Genomic DNA, 20,977 nt, shown 5'->3' with positions numbered 1-20,977 from the left:
AACAGGAGATGATTTAAGTGAAAATAGAAATAGGAACAAATGAAGCTGGTCAGAGATTAGATAAATTTTTGAGAAAATACTTTAAAGATGTACCATTAAGTGCTATATTCAAAGCTTTAAGAAAAGGTGATATCAGAGTTAATGGAACAAAGAAAAAAGAAAATTATGCTTTAGAATTAGGTGATGAAATAGAAGTAAGATACTTACAATCTAAGAAAGAAACTAATACAAGCAAAGAAGTAAACTTTATAAAAGTAAATTCAGGTTCTATGAAGATTACTTTTGAAGATGACAATATATTAGTTGTTGAAAAGTGGCCAGGTGTTTTAGTTCATCCAGATCAAAAAGGAGCAGAACCATCTTTAACTGATTATGTATTATCATACTTAAATGATAAAGGTGATTATCTTCCAGAAAAGGAACTTACTTTTACACCAGCACCATGTAATAGATTAGATAGAAATACTTCTGGTGCTGTTATTTTCGGTAAAAACTTCGAAGCCTTAAGAGAAATGAATGAAATGATTAGAGAAGGACAGGTTAAGAAGTATTATAATGCATTAGTAACAGGAAGAATAAAAGATGGAATGTACACAGGATATATTTCTAAAAATGAAAATGAAAATATATCAAAAGTATATGATAAAGAAATGCCAAATACAAAGAAAATTGCCATGGAAGTTAAGACTATTCAAAGTAATGGAGCATTCTCATTCTTAGAAATAGACTTAATTACAGGAAGAAGTCATCAAATAAGAACTCACTTAAGTCACTTAGGACATCCGATTGTTGGTGATACTAAATATGGTGATAGAAATATAAATTCATTCTTTGACAATAAATTTGGGCTAAATTATCAATTCCTTTATGCTTACAAGCTTATTATTAAAGGTGGAGAAGGAAAGCTTGCATATTTAAAGAATAAGACAATAGCAGAAGCACTTCCTCCAATGTTTAAGAAAGTAAAGAGAGATGTATTTAAATTCACATTATAAAAGGGGATAATTATGGAGAAGAAATCATTAGGTAGGAGCTTTATGATACTATCTTTTGCGGGGATATTCATTAAGATATTATCAGCGGCATATGTACCATTGCTGACAGCTGTAATAGGTTCAGATGCATATGCTTCTTACTCTATAAGTTATACAATGTTCACATTTATATTAGCCGTAACATCATTAGGGGCTCAGCCTGCTATAACTAAGGTTGTGGCAGAATATAGAGCTGTTGGAAATTCTATTGATGCCTTAAGGGCAATGAAAATATCTAGGAAATATATGACTATTATAGGGCTATTTGGAACAATTATTTTATTGGTACTGGCAAGGCCTATAGCTTTAGCTAGCACATGGGATAAGTCTATACTTGCCATAATGTTCCTTTCTCCTACAATTTTGTTTTCATGTATATTATCTGTTTATAGAGGGTATATGCAAGGAATTGAGGATATGGAGACTATCGGAATATCACAAATAGTTGAGCAGATAATAAATGTTGTTTTAAGTCTTGTTTTTGCAGGTATATTAATAAAAATTAATGAAGAAATGGGTATTGCAGGAGGGACTGTAGGTACTACTTTAGGAGCAGTAGTTGCAATTATATATATAATTTATATTTATCAAAAGAGAGACTACGAAGAAGAAGCATATTCTAGCAATACTAGTGAAAAGAGACATAGTGAAAAGAAGATAGTAAGAAAGATATTAATGTACGCATTACCCATTACATTAGTGGCAGCATTACAAAATTCAAGTCCGCTTGTGGATGCCATGATAGTGAAAAGAAGGCTTGCAACTTCAGGGATACCTAAAGCAAGTTTGGAAGTTACGTATGCTTATCTTTCATATTTTAATACTTTATTATATGTACCATTAGCATTGGTAACGGCACTTAGTACAGCTATATTTCCTAAGGTTATTTCAGCTTATACTTGTAAAAATCGTAAGGAGCTTAGAAGTAATATAAGTTATTCTTATAGAATAACTTTTATGATTACTATACCATCATTAGTAGGATTATCAGTTTTAAGTAAAGAGGTATTCCTTATGCTTTTTGGATTAAATGAAGGATATGAGCTGCTTATGTATGGTTCAATAGTGCTGGTATTTATGTCTATAACTACTATACAAAATACTATTTTACAAGGGGTAAATAAATTATATCTTGTTTTATCTACAGCATTTATTGGTGTAGTATTGAAACTGATATTAGATTTTATACTTGTAGCTATTCCAGAGGTTAATATTTTTGGAGCTGTAATTGCCAGTTTAGTATCGTATCTTGTTCCAGCTATTATAAATCATAGGAACTTAAGAATGATATTTAGAGTAAGAGTTCCAATTATTAAGCTGTCAATAACATCAATTATTGCTTCTTTGGCTATGGGGCTAGCTATTGTAGGTATAAGGATGCCTATAGATAGATTAATTAATATTTTTGAAGGCGGAAGACTTATGATTAGTATAGCAACATTAGTTATGGTAGCAATTGGCGGAATGGTATATTTAATAATAATGATTTTAATTGGAGGAATAAGAAAAACAGATTTAGATTTAATTTCTCCCAAGATATATAGAATTATGCCAAGATTTTTAAGAAAAATGATGTAATTATTATTTTAAAGATAACTTAATTTATATTGAGTTATCTTTTTTTTGTATATAAAGCATAAAAAATAAACATTATAACATTATGGTAAAGATAAAGATGAGGTGAAGAAGAGTGGGAATAAAATTACAAAATTTAGTGGTGAAATTTGGAGATTTTACAGCTATAAATGAGGTGACGTTGGAAATTCCAAAGGGAAAGCTAATTTCTTTACTAGGTCCATCAGGCTCTGGTAAATCAACTACGCTTTTCACTATATGCGGAATACACAAACCTTATTCAGGTAAAATAATATTTGGTGATAGAGATGTAACTGGCTTGGAGCCAGAAGAGTTAGGAATCGGTTTGGTATTTCAAAATTATGCCTTATACCCTCATATGACTATAAGGGAAAATATAGGATTTCCATTAAAGAATTTAAAGTGGAACAAGGAGGAAGCGGCAAAAAGGATAGTGGAAGTTGCCAAAACTGTAAAGATAGATGGACTTTTAGACAGGAAACCATCGCAGCTTTCAGGAGGGCAACAACAGAGAGTGGCTATAGCAAGAGCTTTGGCTAAAAGACCAGATATTCTTTTGTTAGATGAACCATTATCTAATTTGGATACTAAGCTAAGAGTAGAAACAAGACAGGAAATAAGAAGAATACAAAAGGAAACAGGAGTTACTGCCATATTTGTTACTCATGATCAAGAAGAAGCCATGAGTATTTCAGATCAGATAGTGCTTATGAAGGATGTTTAAATCCTATCAATAAATTTGTAGCATCTTTTATAGGAAGTCCAGAGATGAATTTTGTAAATTTAAAAGTTAAAGATGGCATAGGAGTAATTGATAATTATACCATAAAGAATATTACAAAAGAAAAGAAAAATGTTATTTTAGGCTTCCGTGCTGAAGATGTGGAAATAGCAAATGCAGGAATTGGTGCTAAAGTGGATACTGTAGAAATATTAGGGAGGGAAAAGCTTCTTACATTAAGTCATAATAATAGGATATTCAAGGTTTTAGTTGAAAATACTTTTCATATTGAAGAAGGTAAAGGAATATATATAAGACCTAAAGAAGGAAAATGTTATATATTTGATTAAAAAACGGAGGAATTTATTAAAAAATGTTAAAGAAAAAATATAAAGGTTATTTATATCTACTTCCAGCATTAATAGTGCTTTTAGTTTTTGTATTCTATCCCATAATAAATACTGTAATATTTAGCTTTGATGAAACAAAAGCCAGCGGATTTAAATTTGGTATAGGATCATATAAATATCTTTTTAGTGATAAGAGATTTAGACAATCCCTGGTAAATACACTGATATATGCAGCCATAGTTCCATTTTTATCAGTAAGTATTTCTTTGCTTTTAGCAAATGCTTTAGTACATTTAAAAAATAAAAAGTTACAAAGTATGTTTCAGAGTATATATTTTTTACCATATGTAACATCTTTAGTTGCCATAGGCATAGTATGGTCATGGCTTTTTAATAGTGAATATGGTGTTATTAATTATGTTCTTAAAGTTATAGGTTTCAAAGGTATTAATTGGCTTAATGATTCTAAATATGGAATGTTGGCATTAATTATTTTTGCAGTATGGAAAAGCCTAGCTTTCAATACACTTATTTTGACTACAGGCATAGCTTCTATTAATCCTCAGTATTATCAAGCTGCCAAAATAGATCAGGCATCAAGTAGGACAATATTTACTCAAATTACCATAAAGCTAGTTTCACCTATGATAGCTTATACATATATGATAAGTCTTATTGCAGCCTTTAAGGTATACACAGAAGTGTACGTATTATTTGGAGGAAGAACTTTAGATGGATCAGTATCCACAGTAGTTAGATATATTATTGACAGATTTTATGGCGATCAAGACTTTCCACTTGCTTATGCAGCAGCAGTAGTATTACTTGTAATTATTCTTTTGGTGACAGGAATACAGAAATATGCTCAAAGAAATAAAATTCATTACTAGAGGTGATTTATTTTATGAATAGAAAGTATTTTTTGAATTTTTTAAAATATATGGCATTAGTGCTATTTGCTATAATCACTTTATTTCCCTTTTATTGGATGATTGCTTTTTCCTTAAAGACAAGTTTTGAAGTAATCCAGATACCGCCAAGCTTGATACCTAAATCTCTTAAATTTGAAAATTATACTATAGCATTTAAAATGGCTCCATTTGTGAGATATTTTATTAATACTATCATTGTCACTGCATTAAGTATTATTTTTACAGTAATAATAGCTATTCTTTCAGCTTTTGCTTTTGCTAATTTGGAGTTTAAAGGTAGAGATTTGATATTTGCAATTTTTTTAGCATCAATGATGATTCCAGGAGAAGTTCTTATAGTAACTAATTTTAAAACAATATCTAAATTAGGTTGGATTGATACATATAGGGCTTTATTTATACCTTACATGGCAAATGTTTTATACATATATATGCTGAGAGAGTTTTTCTTAACAGTACCTAAGCAGCTATATTATGCAGCTAAGGTTGATGGTGCTAGTGATTGGAAGTTTCTTTGGAGTATATTGGTACCAATTGCTAAGCCATCAATAATAACCATTTGTATACTGGTAGGAATAAATTCGTGGAATGCTTTTTTATGGCCATTATTAGTAACAAATAGTGTTGATATGAGATTGGTAGCCAATGGACTTACAGCTTTTCAATCTGATGCTGGAAATAGCTATGAGTTATTAATGGCTGCATCCACAATAATTACTCTTCCAATAGTGATTATTTATATTTTTTTACATAAGAAAATTATGAGCGGTATATCAATAGGTGGAATAAAAGGATAATTTAGATGAATTTTTAAATTAAAGTTACACACAATAAATAGAGAAAATATATTAAATTAGAGGTGAAGCAAATGAAAAAAAGATTTTTGGCGTCATTGCTAACAGTGGTGACAACAATGGCATTGTTTGTAGGTTGTAAAAATACTACCAGTACTACAGAAGAAATTATTATAGAGGTGAATGAACCAGTTTCTATTGAACTGTGGCATTACCTAACAGGAAGTCAAGGGGAAGTACTACAGAGTATTATTGACGATTTCAATAGTACTAATGGTAAAGGAATTACTGTTACTGCTGTAAATCAAGGAAATATAACAGATTTAAATAAAAAGGTTGTAGCAGCAGCTCAATCTAATTCCTTGCCAGCAATTATCAATATATATCCAGATTTAGCAACAGGATTAATTCAAGATGGGAAAATAATTGATTTAACTCCATACATCAATAATGATAAAATTGGTATGAAAGATGAAATTAATAATGATTTTATTAAAACTTTTATTGATGAAGTATCACAGTGGAATGATGGAAGCATTTATGGTATACCACTAACTAAATCAACAGAAGTTCTTTATGTCAATGAAACATTGTTAGGTACTTTAGGATACACAATGAATGATTTGAATAATTTAACCATGGAAAAACTTACAGAGATATGCAAGAAGAGTAAAGAAGAATTAGATATTCCTGGTTTTGGTTTTGATTCAGGGTCTAATGCTTTTATTTCAACATTAAAAATGGATGGAAAAGACTTTATTGAATTAGATGGAACTATTAATGTTGATAATGAATGGGTTAAAGAATTTATGCAGTATTATAAAGATAATACTGAAAAGGGATATTTTAGAACACCAGGTGAAGACACTTATTTATCAGGGCCATTTTCCAATGAAAAATTACTTATGTATCAAGGCTCAACAGCAGGAGCATCACATATACAGACTAATGGTGCATTTGTTTTAGGTATTAGTGAGGTGCCAAAGTTTGAAGCTAAATCTAAAGCAGTTATTCAGCAAGGTGCATCTTTATTTGTAACTAATGATACCACAGCGCAACAAAAATATGCAGCATATGAATTTATTAAATATGCTACAAACACAGAAAATACAGCACAGTTTGCTGTAGCTACTGGCTATCTTCCAGTAAGATATTCAGCTGAAGAAACCATTACAATGAAAAATGTGTTAAATAATACTGAAAGTATATATGGAAAGGTATATCCAGTGGCTAAAGAAGAATTAAATTATGCTTATTATACTCCAGCAATTAATAATGCTCAATCTGCAAGAAATATAATTCAGGAAAAATATGAATCATATGTAAATGGCGGTATATCAGATATAGAAACCTTTATAAAGGACACTACATCACAAGTTGAAACTTCAATTCAAAGGCAATAACAATAGAGATAGGAATTAAATCCTATCTCTAATTTGTGTAATATTCAGTTTTTATTTTATTCCTTCTTCATATTGTTGGACCATTCTCTTAACCATTTCTCCGCCAACACTACCGCATTGTTTTGAACTTAAATTTCCATTGTAATCTGAAAATGGAACTCCCATTTCAGTTGCAACTTGATTTCTAAATTTAGCTAAACCGTTTTTTGCTTCAGGTACTAATTTTTGTGTCATAAATGATCCTCCTCTATCAGTGAAGTTTTGTCAAAGCATTAATTTGCTTTGCAGTATTATTATATGCAAAGTGATATTTAATAACCTATAAAATAGTAACCAACAAAGGAAAAAAATAGAGCCTACTTTAATCGTCTTCTAAGCCGAAAGTACTTAAGTAAGCAAAGATTACAAAGACTCCAATAACTGTAACTAAGACTTTTATTAAAGCTGAATAAGTTTGAATAATACTTAGTATTATTCTAAAAAATAAAAATATTAAAATTCCTAAAAGCGAAAAAATTAATATGTTCATTTTAGATAAATTTAAATCTATATGTTTTCTTATCTCCATGATGTTTATAGTGAAGCTGAGGATAGATGAAAAGAATACAGTGATTGCATAGGAAAATATGTTAATATTAGGAATGCTAGTTAGGCAAAAAAGCATTACTAATTCAAATGAAGAAGTTATAAGAGAATTCCTAAGTATTATACCTTGTTTATTTAAACCATTGAGAATACCGAACATAGTATTAGCAGGAAAAAGAATAGGTGCAGCAATTGAACAAGCTTTAATGTACAGACCTAAGTCATTGCGGTTATAAAATAATATTCCTAAATCATTAGGAATAAGTTGACAAATTATCATTGTAGCCATTCCTAAGAGGAAGGCTATCTTCAGCACTTTTTTGATTCGCATTGAGGCGTTATAATATTCCCCTCTGCTAAGACTTTCTGATAAATCTGGTACAAGTAACATATTTATTGAATTTACCACAATTATAGGAAAAGTGACAATTGTCAGTGACATTCCAACAAAGCGGCCTATCATAGATAAGGCTATAGAGTATTCAAATCCAGCAGCCACCAGTCTTCTAGGAATTATCAAGGTTGCAATGGTTGAGAAAATATTTGTTAAAAACCCATTAATACATAATGGAATAGAAATTACAAAAACATTAAATAATAATTGACCTCTGCTTTCTGTAGGTGCATTGGAAATGGGAATAGATTTAATTACATGTCTATAATAAACATAAAGTAATATAAGGCTCTGTAATTCTCCTATGGCTAAAGAAACAAATGCTAAAGTAACTAAACTAGATAATGTTTTTGTCTTAAACATATATACTAACAGAGAAATGGTAATAATTCTCATAGCTTTTTCTAAAATATCTATAAGGGCAGGAGCAGTTATTTTGGAAGTCCCATAAAAATAGCCCTTTAGGATATTGGATAGAGATATAAACACCATAGCCGGGCAAGTTACTCTGATGGCGTTAAGTGTTCTAAGATCTTTAACTCCATATCTACTTATGTATGGTGCCAGAAAAAATACAAAGACACCAATGAACAAAGACCATATGATATTAAAGATAGCAACAGAATCAATAGTTTTAAAAAGATTATTTGTTTCTCCATTAGATGTATATATGGCTGAAAGCTTTGAAATAGCAGCTATGATTCCAGCGGTCATAAGACAGATAAATAAATTATATATAGGCATTATTATTCCATAAAGACCAATTCCTTCAGCACCAATTAGCTTAGAAAGATAAATGGAAAAAATAAATCCAAGAAGACCTGTACTTATATTTGAAGCAGTTAAAAAGAAAGAATTTTTAAAAAAATTATCTTTTTCCATGTTATCACTCCTTTAAGTAAAGATGACAATGATAGAATTAATGGTAAAAGTACTGTAAAATTAAGTAATGCTTACGTAACTAATAATATCTATTCTAAAAATATAGGAAATATGAATACATATTGTTTTTAAGAATTTATATAAAAAAAGTGCAGTTTTACTACACTTTTTAAAGAAATTAGATTACTATTACGTAAAAGTATAATAGAACTAATAATCCTAAAACTATTCTATAATAACCAAATGACTTAAAATTATGTTTTTTAATATAGTCCATAAGAAATTTTATGGCAAATATTGAAACAATAAATGATACAAAGGAGCCTATAAGCAAAATTAGCCACTGAAAAGTATTGAATTGAAAGCCGGTTTTTATAAGTTTCAAAGCACTTGCACCAAACATGGTGGGAATTGCTAGGAAAAAGGAAAATTCAGCAGCTATGAAACGAGAGGCACCAATAAGGGTAGCACCTATAATAGTAGCTCCTGAACGAGATGTTCCAGGTATCAAAGCTAGTATTTGGAAAATACCAATGCCAAAGGCTGTTTTGTAGCTTAAGTCAGAAAAAGCACTGATAGTAGGTCTTTTATCTCTATTTTCAAGAAAAATAAAGATAACTCCATAAATAATTAAAGTTATAGATACAGTGGTAGGATTAAAAAAAAGCTCATCTATTTTATCTTCAAATAATATGCCTACAACACCAGAGGGAATAACGGCAATTAATACTTTAATCCATAAATTCCAAGCTTCTTGTTTTTCTTGCATATTTTTACTATGGGAGAAAGGATTTAACTTATTAAAATATAATATCACCACAGCTAAAATGGAGCCTAGCTGCACAACTACTAAAAATGTATTAATATATTCAGTTGAAAAATTAAGTTTGATAAATTGATCTACTAAAATCATATGACCTGTACTACTAATAGGTAGCCATTCTGTTATTCCTTGGATTATCCCAAGAAATATAGCTTTAAGTATTTCAATATAATACATAAAAAACCTCCTAATATATAGATATATTATAAGTTAAATATATATTTATCTAAAAAGATTATGATAAATATAAAAAAACTTCTTTATATAATATAGAACATGTACTAATCCTTTTTATATACTTTAAATGAGAATATTTTATAAATTACAAAATATAAATTTAGTAATGGGAGGAGTGAAATGAAGAAGGTTATAAGTTTTTTCATAGTTAGTACATTTATTGTAGCCATATCCTTTGGTATATATAATCTAGATGATAAATACAAACTTAATATAGTATATGATGATATTCAGTGGACAATTAATAATAAGGATTGTTTAAATGCCGTTTCCTTTGATTTTGATAATGATGGAAATATATATGTTGCCTATGATAATTCAGTGGAAAGAATAAATGAGGATAATAAGGTAGAAAGATTATTTAGTAATGATGCATTAAAAATATATGATATTGTGGTATATAAAAATTATCTAATAATATCTAGTGGAAATTCTATTATAAAATATGATTTAGATAATGGAACTTTTAGTGATATAGTTAATAATATTCCTAATAACGGAATTAATAAAGAAATTAAGCTTTTAGTTAAAGGAGATGTTTTATACGCATCTATAGGTAGCAACACCAATAGTGGAGTAGTAGATAGTCCAGATGGGAAAGTGGATATACCATCATTTCATTGGACTCTATCAGGTAGGAAATATGGTAACAGTGGAACTTCAGGATTCTGTAATTATTCAGAGTCGGTGCAGGAGGATTCAACCATAAATGAGGGGAAATTTAGCAATGCAAGTATAATATCATGTAACCTTATGGATGATGAAATAGCTACATATGCTACAGGTATAAGGAATGTTAAAGGGTATAGTGTTACCAGTGATGGTAAAATAATTGCTATAGTAGGAGGTATTGAAAATTCAGGAGATAGACCTTTAGAAGGTGATAAAGATTATATCTATAGTATAAAAGAAAAGAGCTGGTATGGGTGGCCAGATTTCAGTGGAGGCGATCCTGTTACTTCACCAAGATTTATAAAAGGAAAGGAAGCTAATACATTTATAATAAAAAACCATCCTACAGAAGTGGTGTATGGTCCTATTTATCAACATAAATCCATTGATGCATTAGAAGGATTGGCTATTGATATAGATGGCAAGTGCTTAAGTAAAGATACTATAGTATTTGCAGATAACAAAGAAAAGGTATTGTATGCCATGAACGGTGAAGGTGTAGCAAAATCAATAATAAGACTTTCGGAAGGAAGTGAGGTTAAAAGTATAAGATATCATAAAGACAGCATGTATATTTTAGATAGCGGTATAGGGTGCATATATAAGTTGAGAAACGGAAATAATCTATCAGTTTTTAATCTACCAAAGATTATATGGGTATTTCTAATAATATTTATAATATCTATAGTTTTAATTGTGATGATAAAATTTAAGGGGAAAAAGATAGGATAAAAAGTTAATAGCAGGTAAACATAATATATTTATAAAAGAGCAGAATAATAGTAAAAATCAATAGTAAAATGTTAAGTGTAATAAAGGGGATAATATGGGAAAGACTATAGTATTAAATTTAAATCATATTAATATAAAGGGGGATGTTCTAGATGTAGGTGAAAGCTTTGGAGTTATATACAATATAGCCAAAGATATCGATGATGAAGTTTCAGTTGATTATATCGAAGAGGAAAATTCAGAATTGCTTAAAGAAAGAAGTTATGATAATTGTACTATTTTCTTTGCTCTAAGCAATATTTGGGGAGATTATCAAAGAGAAAAGTTGCTTCAAAAGATAAGTAGAAGCATAAAAAGTGGAGGAAGCATTTATATATGGGATATTAATAAGGAAATAGGAAAGTTATTTAATAATAAAATAAGAGTTATTCTTCCGTCAGAAAAAATTAAAGAGTTTCAATTTAAAAATTTAAATCCTATGACTTCATCTAGTATTGAAGAAACTAGAAAGATTTTATCAGGACAGTTTGGTATTGAAGAAGAAAAGGTATGGGAAGATATTTATTACATTAAAGCAAGAAAAAATGAAGATTTTACTTATAACAATTAATTGCAATATGGAAATATTAGATTATTAATGTATAATTAAAGTATTTTCTATTAATTATAGATATAAGAGGGTATTATAAAAAATAATTAAGAAAAAGCTTCAAGTTGTGGCTTTTTCTAATACATATAAAAAGTATATTTTCAATAATAAATTAAATTTACTTAAGAAAGTTAAGTATATGTTCGATAAATATTATAATATAGAAGTAGAGGGAATAAATATGCATTGGTTATTGGTGGGAAATGACTTAATTTAAGTTTTAATTTACAAAAATTAAAGTGATAAATTCAACTTTTTAAAGAAAAATCATAAAAATAAGTTGATAAAAGCATGAAATTGTGTATAATTAAAACAGTAATCAATACTATATAAGGTATTAATATTGATTATATAATACGAGAAAAGGTGGTGAGATTTTGGCATTAGATGCAATTAACGAGATAAAGAAAGCAGAGTTACAAGCTGAAGACATGATATCAGAGGCTAATAAGGCGTCTAAGGAGTTAATTTTGAATGCTCATAGTGAAGCTGAAAAACAATATGACAGTATTGTGAAAGATGCTAGAGCAAAGGCTGATAAGTTAATACAAGAAGCTGTAGAAGCTGGAAATGTTGAAGCAAAGCCTATTTTAGAAAATGGTGAGAAAGAAAAAGAAAGTATAAGAAATTTATCACCTACATTAAAAGAAAATGCTATTAATATAGTTGTTGAGAGGATAGTGAAGATTCATGGCAATAGTTAAGATGAACAAATTCACTTTGGTTACTTTTGAATCTCACAAGAAAGAGCTTCTTCGTAAGTTACAAGGATTTTCTAAGGTTGAGTTTATCAATCTTCAAGATGAAGAAAAACTTGAAAAAAATGAAGTTTTAAAAGAACTTTCAAAAGATGAAGTGGATTCAAATAGTTCAGAGTATGAAGAAAATTTATCAAAAGCTAAATCATCTCTAGATTTTCTGAATAGCTATATGCCTAAAAAGTCTTTATTACAATCAATACAAGATGATAGGCAAAGCTTATCTGTAGAGGAATTAGAAGAATTGGTTGAAAAATCAAATTGGCCTGCTATTTACGAAAAAGTAAAAGAAAAAGAAGAACAATTACATGATTTTGAAAATTCAATAGTTAAACTTCAAGGTGAAATTGACATATTAAAACCTTGGGAATTGCTAGACTGTTCCTTTGAAAATCTAGATGAGTTAAACAAAACAGCTTATTTCATAGGTAGTATTGCAAAACAATATGAAGAAGAGCTAAGCTCTGCTTTAAAAGATGCTTATGTAGAAGTTGTTTCAAGAAACAGTAATGATACTAATATACTTATATTAGTTGATGGCTCTAAAGCAGATGAAACTTTAAGTTTAATTAGAAATTATGGTTTCAGTGCATTTAAGACTGACTACAAAGATGTTCCTCAAAAAACAATAATGGATTTATCTGCCAAGATTGAGGACATAAAGACAAAGATATTTTTAATGAAGGAAGAACTAGCTTCTTATGAAGAAGATATTAAGGTAATGCAACTAGTTTATGATTATTACTTCAATAAGGTATCTAGAGAAAAAGCATCAACAAACTTCTTAAGAACAAACAACACTGTTACTATTCAAGGATGGTGCGCTGTTGAAGACAATAATGCCTTAAGTGCAATTTGTAAAGAAGTTACAGGTGAAGATTACTATATGACATTTGAAGATGTTAAGGAAGATGAAGTTGAAGAGGTACCAGTAAAGCTTAGAAATAGTAAACTAGTATCTGCTTTTGAATCTGTTACATCAATGTATAGTACACCTAGATATGATGAGTGGGATCCAACTCCGTTTTTAACACCATTCTACCTTGTATTCTTTGGGATGATGGTTGCTGATGCAGGATATGGATTAACAATGTTATTAATATGTTTATTAGCACTTAAATCATTAAAACTAAAAAAAGAAACAGCAGATTTCTTAAGATTTGGTTTATTTGTAAGTATACCTACAATTATATTTGGTATGATTTATGGTTCATATTTTGGTGATATTTTACCAATACCAGGACTTTTAGTTCCAACAAGAGATGTTGTTACAATATTAGCAATATCAATTGTATTTGGTGTTGTTCAAATATTTGCTGGACTTATAATTAAGTTCTCATACCTTTGCAAAATGGGTAAATCATTTGATGCCATTGTTGATGTAGGTTCTTGGATAATAGAGCTTGTTTCAATAGGTATTTTTGCTGGTTGTATACTTTTAGGGTGGCCAACAGTAGTTAAATACATTGCAATAGCTGGTATGGTTATTGGTGCACTTTTAATAATTTATTCTGGTGGTAGAAATGAAAAGAGTAAAGGTGCGCAAATAGGTCAAGGGTTATATAACTTATATAACATTACAGGATATGTAGGAGACTTAGTTTCTTATTCAAGACTTATGGCACTTGGATTATCAGGTGGATGTATAGCATCAGCTTTCAATATGCTTATTACTCAAATGAGTGGATGGTACGCTATAATAGTTATACCATTATTATTTGTTTTAATACACATATTTAACTTAGGATTAAGTTTACTTGGAGCTTATGTTCATACAGCAAGATTACAATATGTAGAATACTTTGGTAAATTCTACGAAGGTGGCGGAAAACAATTTGAGCCATTTACAGTATCAGAAAAATATATGAATTTAAAGGAAAATTAGGAGGAAATTAAAATGGAATTTGTACAAACTTGGATAGAATTTTTTATGAATAATAACGGTGGAATGATATTTGGAGCAATTGGTGTTGCTTTAGCAGTTGGTTTAGCAGGTATAGGTTCAGCTAAAGGTGTTGGTTTAGTTGGGGAAGCCGCTTCAGGATTAGTTACAGAAGAACCAGAAAAGTTCGGTAAGGCGTTAGTATTAGAATTATTACCAGGTACTCAAGGTTTATATGGTTTCGTTATTGGTTTCGTTGCTTACACTAAGCTTGCTCCAGGAATGGATTTATCTACTGGATTAGTATTAATCGGTGCATGTTTACCAGTTGCTATAGCAGGTTTATTCTCAGGTATCGCTCAAGGTAGAGTTGCTGCTGCAGGTATCCAAATATTAGCTAAGAAGCCAGAACACAACACAAAAGGTATCATACTTTCAGCAATGGTTGAAACATATGCATTATTAGGGTTCGTTATATCATTCATGTTAGTTAACATGATATAAGATTGGAGATATAGGATATGTCAGTAAATAATATTACTTCAAAAATCTTAAGAGATGCTGAAGGAAGAAAGGAAAGTATTTTAGCTACTGCTGAAGAAGAAAAAAATAAGATTCTTTCTAAAAAAGTTGCTTCTGCAAAAGAACTTGAAAAAGAAATTTTAGAAAAAGCTGAAATTGAAGCTAAATCTAAAAAAGAAAGAGTAATTTCAGGTGCTAAGCTTAAAGCAAGAAATGAAAAATTAGCTGCTAAGCAAGAAGTAATTGAAGAAGTATTCTCTAAGAGTGTAGAAACGTTATGTAAATTAAATGATAGAGAATTTGTTAAATTTATTAAAGATTCTATTTTATCATTAAATATAGATGGTGATGAAACACTTATCTTAAATGAAGATGGTAACAAAATAGTGTCAAAAGAAGTTGTTGCAGAAATTAATACAGAATTAAAAGCAAAAAGACTTAAAGGTGAAATTAAAATAAGTGAAACTATTGGTTCATTTAGAGGTGGTTTCATATTAGAAAAAGGTGGCGTAGAAATTAATAATACCTTTGAATCTCTTGTTGATTCATTAAAAGATCAATTAGAATTTGAAGTTGCAAAGGTGTTATTTAATTAAGGAGGTAAGCTATGGATTTAATGCAATTTACCCAAGCTCTTTCAAGAATATGGGTATTAGAAACAAGACTCCTTGATAAGGCCAAAATCCAAAGAATGATAGAAGCTCCAAATGCAGATGATGTTATAAAAATACTTGGTGAAACTGAGTATGCAAATGTTATGGGGAATGTAAAAAGAGCAAGTGATTATGAGGAAATGTTAAGTGCTGAATTACAAAGAGTTTATAGTCTGGTATATGAATTATGTCCAGTAAAAGATATTGTAAATTTATTCAGCACAAAATATATTTACCATAATGTAAAAGTTCTTTTAAAAGGTAAATTCTTAGGAAAAGATTTTTCTAATCTTCTAATTCACTTAGGAAAAGATGATGTTAATGAAATAAAAAGAAAAATTGACTCAGATAGCTTTGGTGATTTAAGAGGAAATATAGGTAAGGCTGTTATGGCAGCAGTTGAAGATTTTGAGGCAACAAAAGATCCACAAAGAATCGATATAATTGTAGATAAGTTTATGTTTGAAGAATTAGTTCAAATAAGAAAATCATTAAACTACAGTTTTACTGATAAAATAATAAATGCAATGATTGATTCAACAAATATCAAGACTTTACTAAGAATTAAGAAACAAGGTAAGGGTCGTGAATTTGCTCAAGAAGTTATTGTTCCAGGTGGATACATAGATAAAGATACGTTAGTATCAATAATCAATGAATCACCAGAGAATATTATTTCTAAGTTAAGTTTTTCTGTTTACTCAGAGATAGTAAGAGAAGGATTAGAAGGGTATATAGCTACAAATTCAGCAAACCTATTAGAAAAATTAAGCGATAATTATATAATGGCGCTAATGAAGGATTCAAAATTTGTTACCTTTGGACCAGAAAGAATTCTTTCTTATATATATGCAAAGGAAACAGAAATTAAATTAATTAGAATTATAATGGTTGGTAAGCTTAATAATGTTGCTGAGGAAGTAATTAGAGAAAGGCTGCGTGATAGTTATGTATAAGAAGATTGGAGTTGTTGGTGATAAAGACTCAGTTTTAGCTTTCAAAGCACTTGGCGTAGATGTTGCACCAGTAGTTGGAGCAGATGAAGCAAGAAGAGCAGTAGATAAGATGGCTATGAATGATTATGCAGTTATATTTGTTACAGAACAAGTTGCTGTAACAATAGAAGAAACTATTGAACGTTATAATAATCAATTGCTTCCTGCTGTAATATTAATTCCAAGTAATCAAGGAACTTTAAATATAGGTTCTAAGAGAATTAGTGAGAGTGTGGAAAAAGCTGTAGGTATGAATATTTTATAGGAAGGCAGGTTAGAGAATTGAAGACCGGAAGAATTATTAAAGTTTCTGGACCTTTAGTTGTAGCTGAAGGAATGGAAGAAGCTAATATATATGACGTAGTTAAGGTTGGAGAAAAGAAGCTTATCGGTGAAATCATCGAAATGAGAGGAGATAAGGCATCTATCCAAGTTTACGAAGAAACAACAGGTATCGGAACAGGAGATCCAGTTATAACAACAGGAGAACCATTAAGCTTAGAGCTTGGACCTGGATTAATAGAATCAATGTTCGATGGAATACAAAGACCATTAGATGCTTTTGAAAAAGCAGCTAATTCTCCTTTCCTAGTTAGAGGGATAGCTGTTAATGCATTAAATAGAGAAAAAGTTTGGACATTTGTTCCAACTGTAAAAGAAGGCGATGAAGTAGAAGCAGGTGATGTAATAGGTACAGTTCAAGAAACTGCTGTAGTATTACATAAAATAATGGTTCCTTACGGAGTAAGTGGTAAAGTTAAATCAATAAAAGGCGGAGATTTCACAGTAGACAGTACTGTATGTGTTGTTGAAACTGCTAAAGGTGATAGAGAGTTATCGTTAATGCAAAAATGGCCTGCAAGAAAAGGTAGACCTTTTGCAAGTAAATTAAAACCAGATGCTCCAATGACTACAGGTCAAAGAGTTATCGATACATTCTTCCCTGTAACTAAAGGGGGAGCAGCTGCAGTACCAGGACCTTTCGGAGCTGGTAAAACAGTAACTCAGCACCAAATTGCTAAATGGGGAGATGCTGAAATAGTTGTTTACGTTGGATGTGGAGAACGTGGAAACGAAATGACAGACGTTCTTAATGAATTCCCAGAACTAATTGACCCTAAAACTGGTCAAAGTTTGATGAAGAGAACAGTTCTTATAGCAAATACATCTAACATGCCAGTTGCTGCCAGAGAAGCATCAATTTATACTGGTATAACAATTGCTGAATACTTTAGAGATATGGGTTACTCAGTATCAATCATGGCTGACTCAACTTCAAGATGGGCAGAAGCACTTAGAGAAATGTCTGGTAGACTTGAAGAAATGCCAGGTGATGAAGGATATCCAGCATACTTAGGATCAAGACTTGCTGAATACTATGAAAGAGCTGGTAGAGTTATCTGTTTAGGTAAAGATGGTAGAGAAGGAGCTGTTACAGCTATCGGTGCCGTTTCTCCTCCAGGTGGAGATATATCTGAGCCAGTTACTCAATCAACATTAAGAATAGTAAAAGTATTCTGGGGATTAGATGCTCAACTTGCATATAAGAGACACTTCCCAGCAATAAACTGGTTATCTTCTTATTCATTATATGCAGATACAGTTGATACTTACTTTAACAGAGAAGTTGCTCCAGACTGGTCAGAATTAAGAATGGAAGCTATGGCTTTATTACAAGAAGAAGCAAGCTTAGAAGAAATCGTAAGATTAATCGGTATTGATGCTTTATCAGCTCAAGATAGATTAAAACTTGAAGTTGCTAAATCTATTAGAGAAGATTACTTACAACAAAACAGTTTCCACGAAGTAGATACTTATACTTCACTTGAAAAGCAATATAGAATGCTTAAGTTAGTAATTCTTTTCAAGAAAGAAGCAGAAAGAGCTCTTGAAGCAGGTGTATATTTAAATGATATCTTAAACTTAGAAGTTAGAGATAAAGTTGCTAGAGCAAAATATATAGAAGAGAAAAATATAAGCAGAACTGATGAAATAGCTGTAGAAGTTAAATCTGCTATAGACGAATTAATAAGCAAAGGAGGAGTTCTGAATGCTTAAGGAATATAGAACTGTAACTGAAGTTGTAGGTCCTTTAATGGTTGTTGAAGGAGTTAGCGGTGTAAAATACGATGAGCTAGTTGAAGTTGAAATACAAACTGGTGAAAAAAGAAGAGGTAAGGTTCTAGAAGTTAACGGAACTAGAGCAGTAGTTCAGTTATATGAAGGATCATCAGGAATTAACTTAAAAGGAACAAAAGCCAAATTCTTAGGAAGATCATTAGAGCTTGGTGTTTCTGAAGATATGATAGGAAGAATATTCGATGGTATGGGTCACCCAATAGACAATGGTCCAAAAATAATACCAGAAGCATATAAAGATATCAATGGTGAAGCTATTAATCCAGTATCAAGAGACTTCCCAGCTGAGTTTATTCAAACAGGAATTTCAGCTATCGATGGGTTAAACACTTTAGTTAGAGGACAAAAGCTTCCTGTATTCTCTGCATCAGGTCTTCCACATGCAGAATTAGCTGCACAAATAGCAAGACAAGCAAAAGTTTTAAATTCAGATACTAACTTTGCCGTTGTATTTGCTGCTATCGGTATAACATTTGAAGAATCACAATTCTTCGTTGATGAATTCAAGAAGACTGGTGCTATAGATAATGCAGTATTATTTATGAACTTAGCATCTGACCCAGCTATTGAAAGAATTTCTACACCAAGAATGGCATTAACAGCTGCTGAATATTTAGCATATGAAAAAGATATGCACGTTCTTGTTATTATGACAGATATCACTAACTATGCAGAAGCATTAAGAGAAGTATCTGCAGCAAGAAAAGAAGTTCCAGGTAGAAGAGGATATCCAGGATACCTATATACTGACCTTTCTACATTATATGAAAGAGCAGGAAGAATCACTGGAAGAGGTGGATCAATCACTCAAATTCCAATACTTACAATGCCAGAAGAAGATAAGACTCACCCAATTCCTGACTTAACAGGATACATTACAGAAGGACAAATAATCCTTTCTAAAGAATTATATAAGAAAGGTGTTATGCCTCCAATAGATGTTTTACCATCATTATCAAGACTTAAAGATAAAGGTATTGGTAAAGGTAAGACAAGAGAAGATCATGCTGATACAATGAACCAATTATTCTCAGCTTATGCTCAAGGTAAGCAAGCTAAAGAATTATCAGCAATCTTAGGTGAATCAGCTTTATCAGATGCAGATAAGAAATTTGCTAAATTTGCTGAAGCCTTTGAAAAAGAATATGTTTCTCAAGGATTTAATACAAATAGATCTATTGAAGAAACATTAAACTTAGGATGGAAGTTATTAAAGATACTTCCAAGAACAGAGCTTAAGAGAATTAGAGATGAATATCTTGAAAAGTATATGCCTAAGGGAGAGGAAGAGTAGAATATGGCAAAATTAAATGTCAATCCTACTAGAATGGAGCTGACTAAGCTTAAAAAGAGATTAGCAACATCTACAAGAAGCCATAAGCTTTTAAAGGATAAGCAAGATGAATTAATGAGACAATTTATAGGTCTTGTTAAATATAACAATCAGCTTAGAAAAGAAGTGGAAGCAGAATTAGAAGGTTCTTTTAAAGATTTCGTTATGGCAAGCGCTGTAATGAGTACAGAATTTTTAGAGGAAGCAGTTGCCTATCCTAAAGATAGCATTTCTGTTGAAGTAGGAGTAAAAAACGTAATGAGCGTTAATGTTCCAAAAATGGAATTTCACAGACAGCTTCAAGATGATGAAGGCGGTATATTCCCATATGGTTTTGCAAATACATCTTCAGAGCTTGATGATGCAATTACGAAGCTATATTCAATATTCCCTAAATTGCTTGAGCTTGCAGAAGTGGAAAAATCAACTCAGCTAATGGCTGATGAAATAGAGAAAACTAGAAGAAGAGTTAATGCTCTTGAGTATATGACAATTCCTCAATTACAAGAAACTATTAAGTTTATTAGAATGAAACTTGATGAAAATGAAAGAGGTGCTTTAACAAGACTTATGAAGGTTAAAGCAATGATTGATGCTAAAAACTAGTTTTCAATAAGAAAAGGTAGAGCTATTATAAGCTCTGCCTTTTTGCATATTTAAATAAAAAATACTGATATTTGATAAAAGCCACGAAAGATAGTATAATCTAATAGATATTTAAAGTGAAACTTAACTTAAGTGTGCAAAATGCTCCAAAACTCTAAAGTGGGAGTAGTTCACATACAATACATATAAGGAGAAAACTATAGTTAATAAAAATGTTGATAAACGTGTTTAAAAGTTCTAATATATACTCAAGGAGTGATATTAATGAACTATACTAGAGTTTCT

The 20,977-nt window shown here is 30.5% G+C and carries 21 protein-coding genes; 18 read left to right on the top strand and 3 right to left on the bottom strand.

What is annotated here, in order from left to right; genetic code table 11:
- The first annotated feature begins 17 nt into the window (after positions 1 to 17).
- The 7 genes from BHW04_RS00400 to BHW04_RS00370 all read left to right on the top strand — a co-directional run bounded on the left by BHW04_RS00400 (position 18) and on the right by BHW04_RS00370 (position 6,830).
- Positions 18 to 995, top strand: coding sequence for an RluA family pseudouridine synthase (locus BHW04_RS00400; protein WP_022211202.1), 978 nt, complete (start codon positions 18 to 20; stop codon positions 993 to 995).
- 12 nt (positions 996 to 1,007) lie between these two features.
- Positions 1,008 to 2,612, top strand: coding sequence for a putative polysaccharide biosynthesis protein (locus BHW04_RS00395; protein WP_302630744.1), 1,605 nt, complete (start codon positions 1,008 to 1,010; stop codon positions 2,610 to 2,612).
- A 112-nt stretch (positions 2,613 to 2,724) separates the two neighbouring features.
- A complete protein-coding gene (locus tag BHW04_RS00390; protein ID WP_302698491.1) occupies positions 2,725 to 3,354 on the top strand; it encodes an ABC transporter ATP-binding protein in 630 nt (209 codons plus the stop codon).
- Positions 3,355 to 3,398: 44 nt separating this feature from the next.
- Complete coding sequence (locus BHW04_RS00385) at positions 3,399 to 3,701, top strand: hypothetical protein (RefSeq protein WP_302698490.1); 303 nt, start codon at positions 3,399 to 3,401, stop codon at positions 3,699 to 3,701.
- Between the two features lie 23 nt (positions 3,702 to 3,724).
- A complete protein-coding gene (locus tag BHW04_RS00380; RefSeq protein ID WP_186835203.1) occupies positions 3,725 to 4,591 on the top strand; it encodes a carbohydrate ABC transporter permease in 867 nt (288 codons plus the stop codon).
- 14 nt (positions 4,592 to 4,605) lie between these two features.
- Positions 4,606 to 5,430 carry a carbohydrate ABC transporter permease gene (locus tag BHW04_RS00375; RefSeq protein ID WP_186835202.1) on the top strand — a complete coding sequence of 275 codons (825 nt, stop codon included), beginning with the start codon at positions 4,606 to 4,608 and terminating at the stop codon, positions 5,428 to 5,430.
- 71 nt (positions 5,431 to 5,501) lie between these two features.
- Positions 5,502 to 6,830, top strand: a complete 1,329-nt coding sequence (locus BHW04_RS00370; RefSeq protein ID WP_186835201.1) for an extracellular solute-binding protein — start codon at positions 5,502 to 5,504, stop codon at positions 6,828 to 6,830.
- A 51-nt stretch (positions 6,831 to 6,881) separates the two neighbouring features.
- Here the strand turns inward: BHW04_RS00370 and BHW04_RS00365 are convergent, their stop codons facing one another.
- The 3 genes from BHW04_RS00365 to BHW04_RS00355 form a co-directional block, all read right to left on the bottom strand.
- Positions 6,882 to 7,064: an alpha/beta-type small acid-soluble spore protein gene (locus BHW04_RS00365; RefSeq protein ID WP_022211208.1), complete on the bottom strand. Its 183-nt coding sequence runs from the start codon at positions 7,062 to 7,064 to the stop codon at positions 6,882 to 6,884.
- A 127-nt stretch (positions 7,065 to 7,191) separates the two neighbouring features.
- A complete protein-coding gene (spoVB, locus tag BHW04_RS00360) occupies positions 7,192 to 8,691 on the bottom strand; it encodes a stage V sporulation protein B (RefSeq protein ID WP_186835200.1) in 1,500 nt (499 codons plus the stop codon).
- Positions 8,692 to 8,869: 178 nt separating this feature from the next.
- Positions 8,870 to 9,691, bottom strand: coding sequence for an undecaprenyl-diphosphate phosphatase (locus tag BHW04_RS00355; RefSeq protein WP_022211210.1), 822 nt, complete (start codon positions 9,689 to 9,691; stop codon positions 8,870 to 8,872).
- A gap of 180 nt (positions 9,692 to 9,871) precedes the next feature.
- On the opposite strand from BHW04_RS00355, the gene BHW04_RS00350 reads away from it, so the two are divergent.
- From BHW04_RS00350 to BHW04_RS00300, 11 genes are all read left to right on the top strand, one after another.
- On the top strand, positions 9,872 to 11,155 hold the full coding sequence (locus BHW04_RS00350) for a hypothetical protein (protein ID WP_302698489.1): 1,284 nt from the start codon (positions 9,872 to 9,874) through the stop codon (positions 11,153 to 11,155).
- Between the two features lie 94 nt (positions 11,156 to 11,249).
- Entirely contained in the window at positions 11,250 to 11,765 is a 516-nt protein-coding gene (locus BHW04_RS00345) for a class I SAM-dependent methyltransferase (RefSeq protein ID WP_302631681.1), read from the top strand.
- Between the two features lie 416 nt (positions 11,766 to 12,181).
- Positions 12,182 to 12,508, top strand: coding sequence for an ATP synthase archaeal subunit H (ahaH, locus tag BHW04_RS00340; RefSeq protein WP_022211213.1), 327 nt, complete (start codon positions 12,182 to 12,184; stop codon positions 12,506 to 12,508).
- A complete protein-coding gene (locus BHW04_RS00335; protein ID WP_302631680.1) occupies positions 12,495 to 14,447 on the top strand; it encodes a V-type ATP synthase subunit I in 1,953 nt (650 codons plus the stop codon). Before ahaH ends, BHW04_RS00335 begins: the two co-directional genes overlap by 14 nt.
- Before the next feature lie 12 nt (positions 14,448 to 14,459).
- Entirely contained in the window at positions 14,460 to 14,948 is a 489-nt protein-coding gene (locus BHW04_RS00330) for a V-type ATP synthase subunit K (RefSeq protein WP_022211215.1), read from the top strand.
- Positions 14,949 to 14,965: 17 nt separating this feature from the next.
- Complete coding sequence (locus tag BHW04_RS00325; protein ID WP_302631679.1) at positions 14,966 to 15,562, top strand: V-type ATP synthase subunit E; 597 nt, start codon at positions 14,966 to 14,968, stop codon at positions 15,560 to 15,562.
- A gap of 11 nt (positions 15,563 to 15,573) precedes the next feature.
- Entirely contained in the window at positions 15,574 to 16,575 is a 1,002-nt protein-coding gene (locus tag BHW04_RS00320; protein WP_022211217.1) for a V-type ATP synthase subunit C, read from the top strand.
- Positions 16,568 to 16,879, top strand: a complete 312-nt coding sequence (locus tag BHW04_RS00315) for a V-type ATP synthase subunit F (protein ID WP_186835193.1) — start codon at positions 16,568 to 16,570, stop codon at positions 16,877 to 16,879. Before BHW04_RS00320 ends, BHW04_RS00315 begins: the two co-directional genes overlap by 8 nt.
- Positions 16,880 to 16,896: 17 nt before the next feature.
- A complete protein-coding gene (locus tag BHW04_RS00310) occupies positions 16,897 to 18,672 on the top strand; it encodes a V-type ATP synthase subunit A (protein ID WP_022211219.1) in 1,776 nt (591 codons plus the stop codon).
- On the top strand, positions 18,665 to 20,047 hold the full coding sequence (locus BHW04_RS00305; RefSeq protein ID WP_022211220.1) for a V-type ATP synthase subunit B: 1,383 nt from the start codon (positions 18,665 to 18,667) through the stop codon (positions 20,045 to 20,047). The genes BHW04_RS00310 and BHW04_RS00305 overlap by 8 nt, the downstream gene beginning before the upstream one ends.
- 3 nt (positions 20,048 to 20,050) lie before the next feature.
- A complete protein-coding gene (locus BHW04_RS00300) occupies positions 20,051 to 20,692 on the top strand; it encodes a V-type ATP synthase subunit D (protein WP_022211221.1) in 642 nt (213 codons plus the stop codon).
- Positions 20,693 to 20,977: the final 285 nt, after the last annotated feature.

The organism is Clostridium sp. 29_15 (assembly GCF_001916075.1).
GTDB classification, from domain to species: domain Bacteria; phylum Bacillota; class Clostridia; order Clostridiales; family Clostridiaceae; genus Clostridium; species Clostridium lentum.
The sequence above is the reverse complement of the archived record's forward strand: the minus strand, read 5'-3'. Positions and strand labels throughout refer to the sequence as shown.

Excerpts from the sequence above, each read along its gene's own strand:
- BHW04_RS00305 (WP_022211220.1), top strand. The coding sequence starts at position 18,665 with ATGCTTAAGGAATATAGAACTGTAACTGAAGTTGTAGGTCCTTTAATG.
- BHW04_RS00395 (WP_302630744.1), top strand. The coding sequence starts at position 1,008 with ATGGAGAAGAAATCATTAGGTAGGAGCTTTATGATACTATCTTTTGCG.
- BHW04_RS00375 (WP_186835202.1), top strand. The coding sequence starts at position 4,606 with ATGAATAGAAAGTATTTTTTGAATTTTTTAAAATATATGGCATTAGTG.
- BHW04_RS00315 (WP_186835193.1), top strand. The coding sequence starts at position 16,568 with ATGTATAAGAAGATTGGAGTTGTTGGTGATAAAGACTCAGTTTTAGCT.
- BHW04_RS00335 (WP_302631680.1), top strand. The coding sequence starts at position 12,495 with ATGGCAATAGTTAAGATGAACAAATTCACTTTGGTTACTTTTGAATCT.
- spoVB (WP_186835200.1), bottom strand. The coding sequence starts at position 8,691 with ATGGAAAAAGATAATTTTTTTAAAAATTCTTTCTTTTTAACTGCTTCA.
- BHW04_RS00370 (WP_186835201.1), top strand. The coding sequence starts at position 5,502 with ATGAAAAAAAGATTTTTGGCGTCATTGCTAACAGTGGTGACAACAATG.
- BHW04_RS00325 (WP_302631679.1), top strand. The coding sequence starts at position 14,966 with ATGTCAGTAAATAATATTACTTCAAAAATCTTAAGAGATGCTGAAGGA.
- BHW04_RS00300 (WP_022211221.1), top strand. The coding sequence starts at position 20,051 with ATGGCAAAATTAAATGTCAATCCTACTAGAATGGAGCTGACTAAGCTT.
- BHW04_RS00345 (WP_302631681.1), top strand. The coding sequence starts at position 11,250 with ATGGGAAAGACTATAGTATTAAATTTAAATCATATTAATATAAAGGGG.
- BHW04_RS00350 (WP_302698489.1), top strand. The coding sequence starts at position 9,872 with ATGAAGAAGGTTATAAGTTTTTTCATAGTTAGTACATTTATTGTAGCC.
- BHW04_RS00355 (WP_022211210.1), bottom strand. The coding sequence starts at position 9,691 with ATGTATTATATTGAAATACTTAAAGCTATATTTCTTGGGATAATCCAA.
- BHW04_RS00330 (WP_022211215.1), top strand. The coding sequence starts at position 14,460 with ATGGAATTTGTACAAACTTGGATAGAATTTTTTATGAATAATAACGGT.
- BHW04_RS00380 (WP_186835203.1), top strand. The coding sequence starts at position 3,725 with ATGTTAAAGAAAAAATATAAAGGTTATTTATATCTACTTCCAGCATTA.
- BHW04_RS00365 (WP_022211208.1), bottom strand. The coding sequence starts at position 7,064 with ATGACACAAAAATTAGTACCTGAAGCAAAAAACGGTTTAGCTAAATTT.
- BHW04_RS00385 (WP_302698490.1), top strand. The coding sequence starts at position 3,399 with ATGAATTTTGTAAATTTAAAAGTTAAAGATGGCATAGGAGTAATTGAT.
- BHW04_RS00320 (WP_022211217.1), top strand. The coding sequence starts at position 15,574 with ATGGATTTAATGCAATTTACCCAAGCTCTTTCAAGAATATGGGTATTA.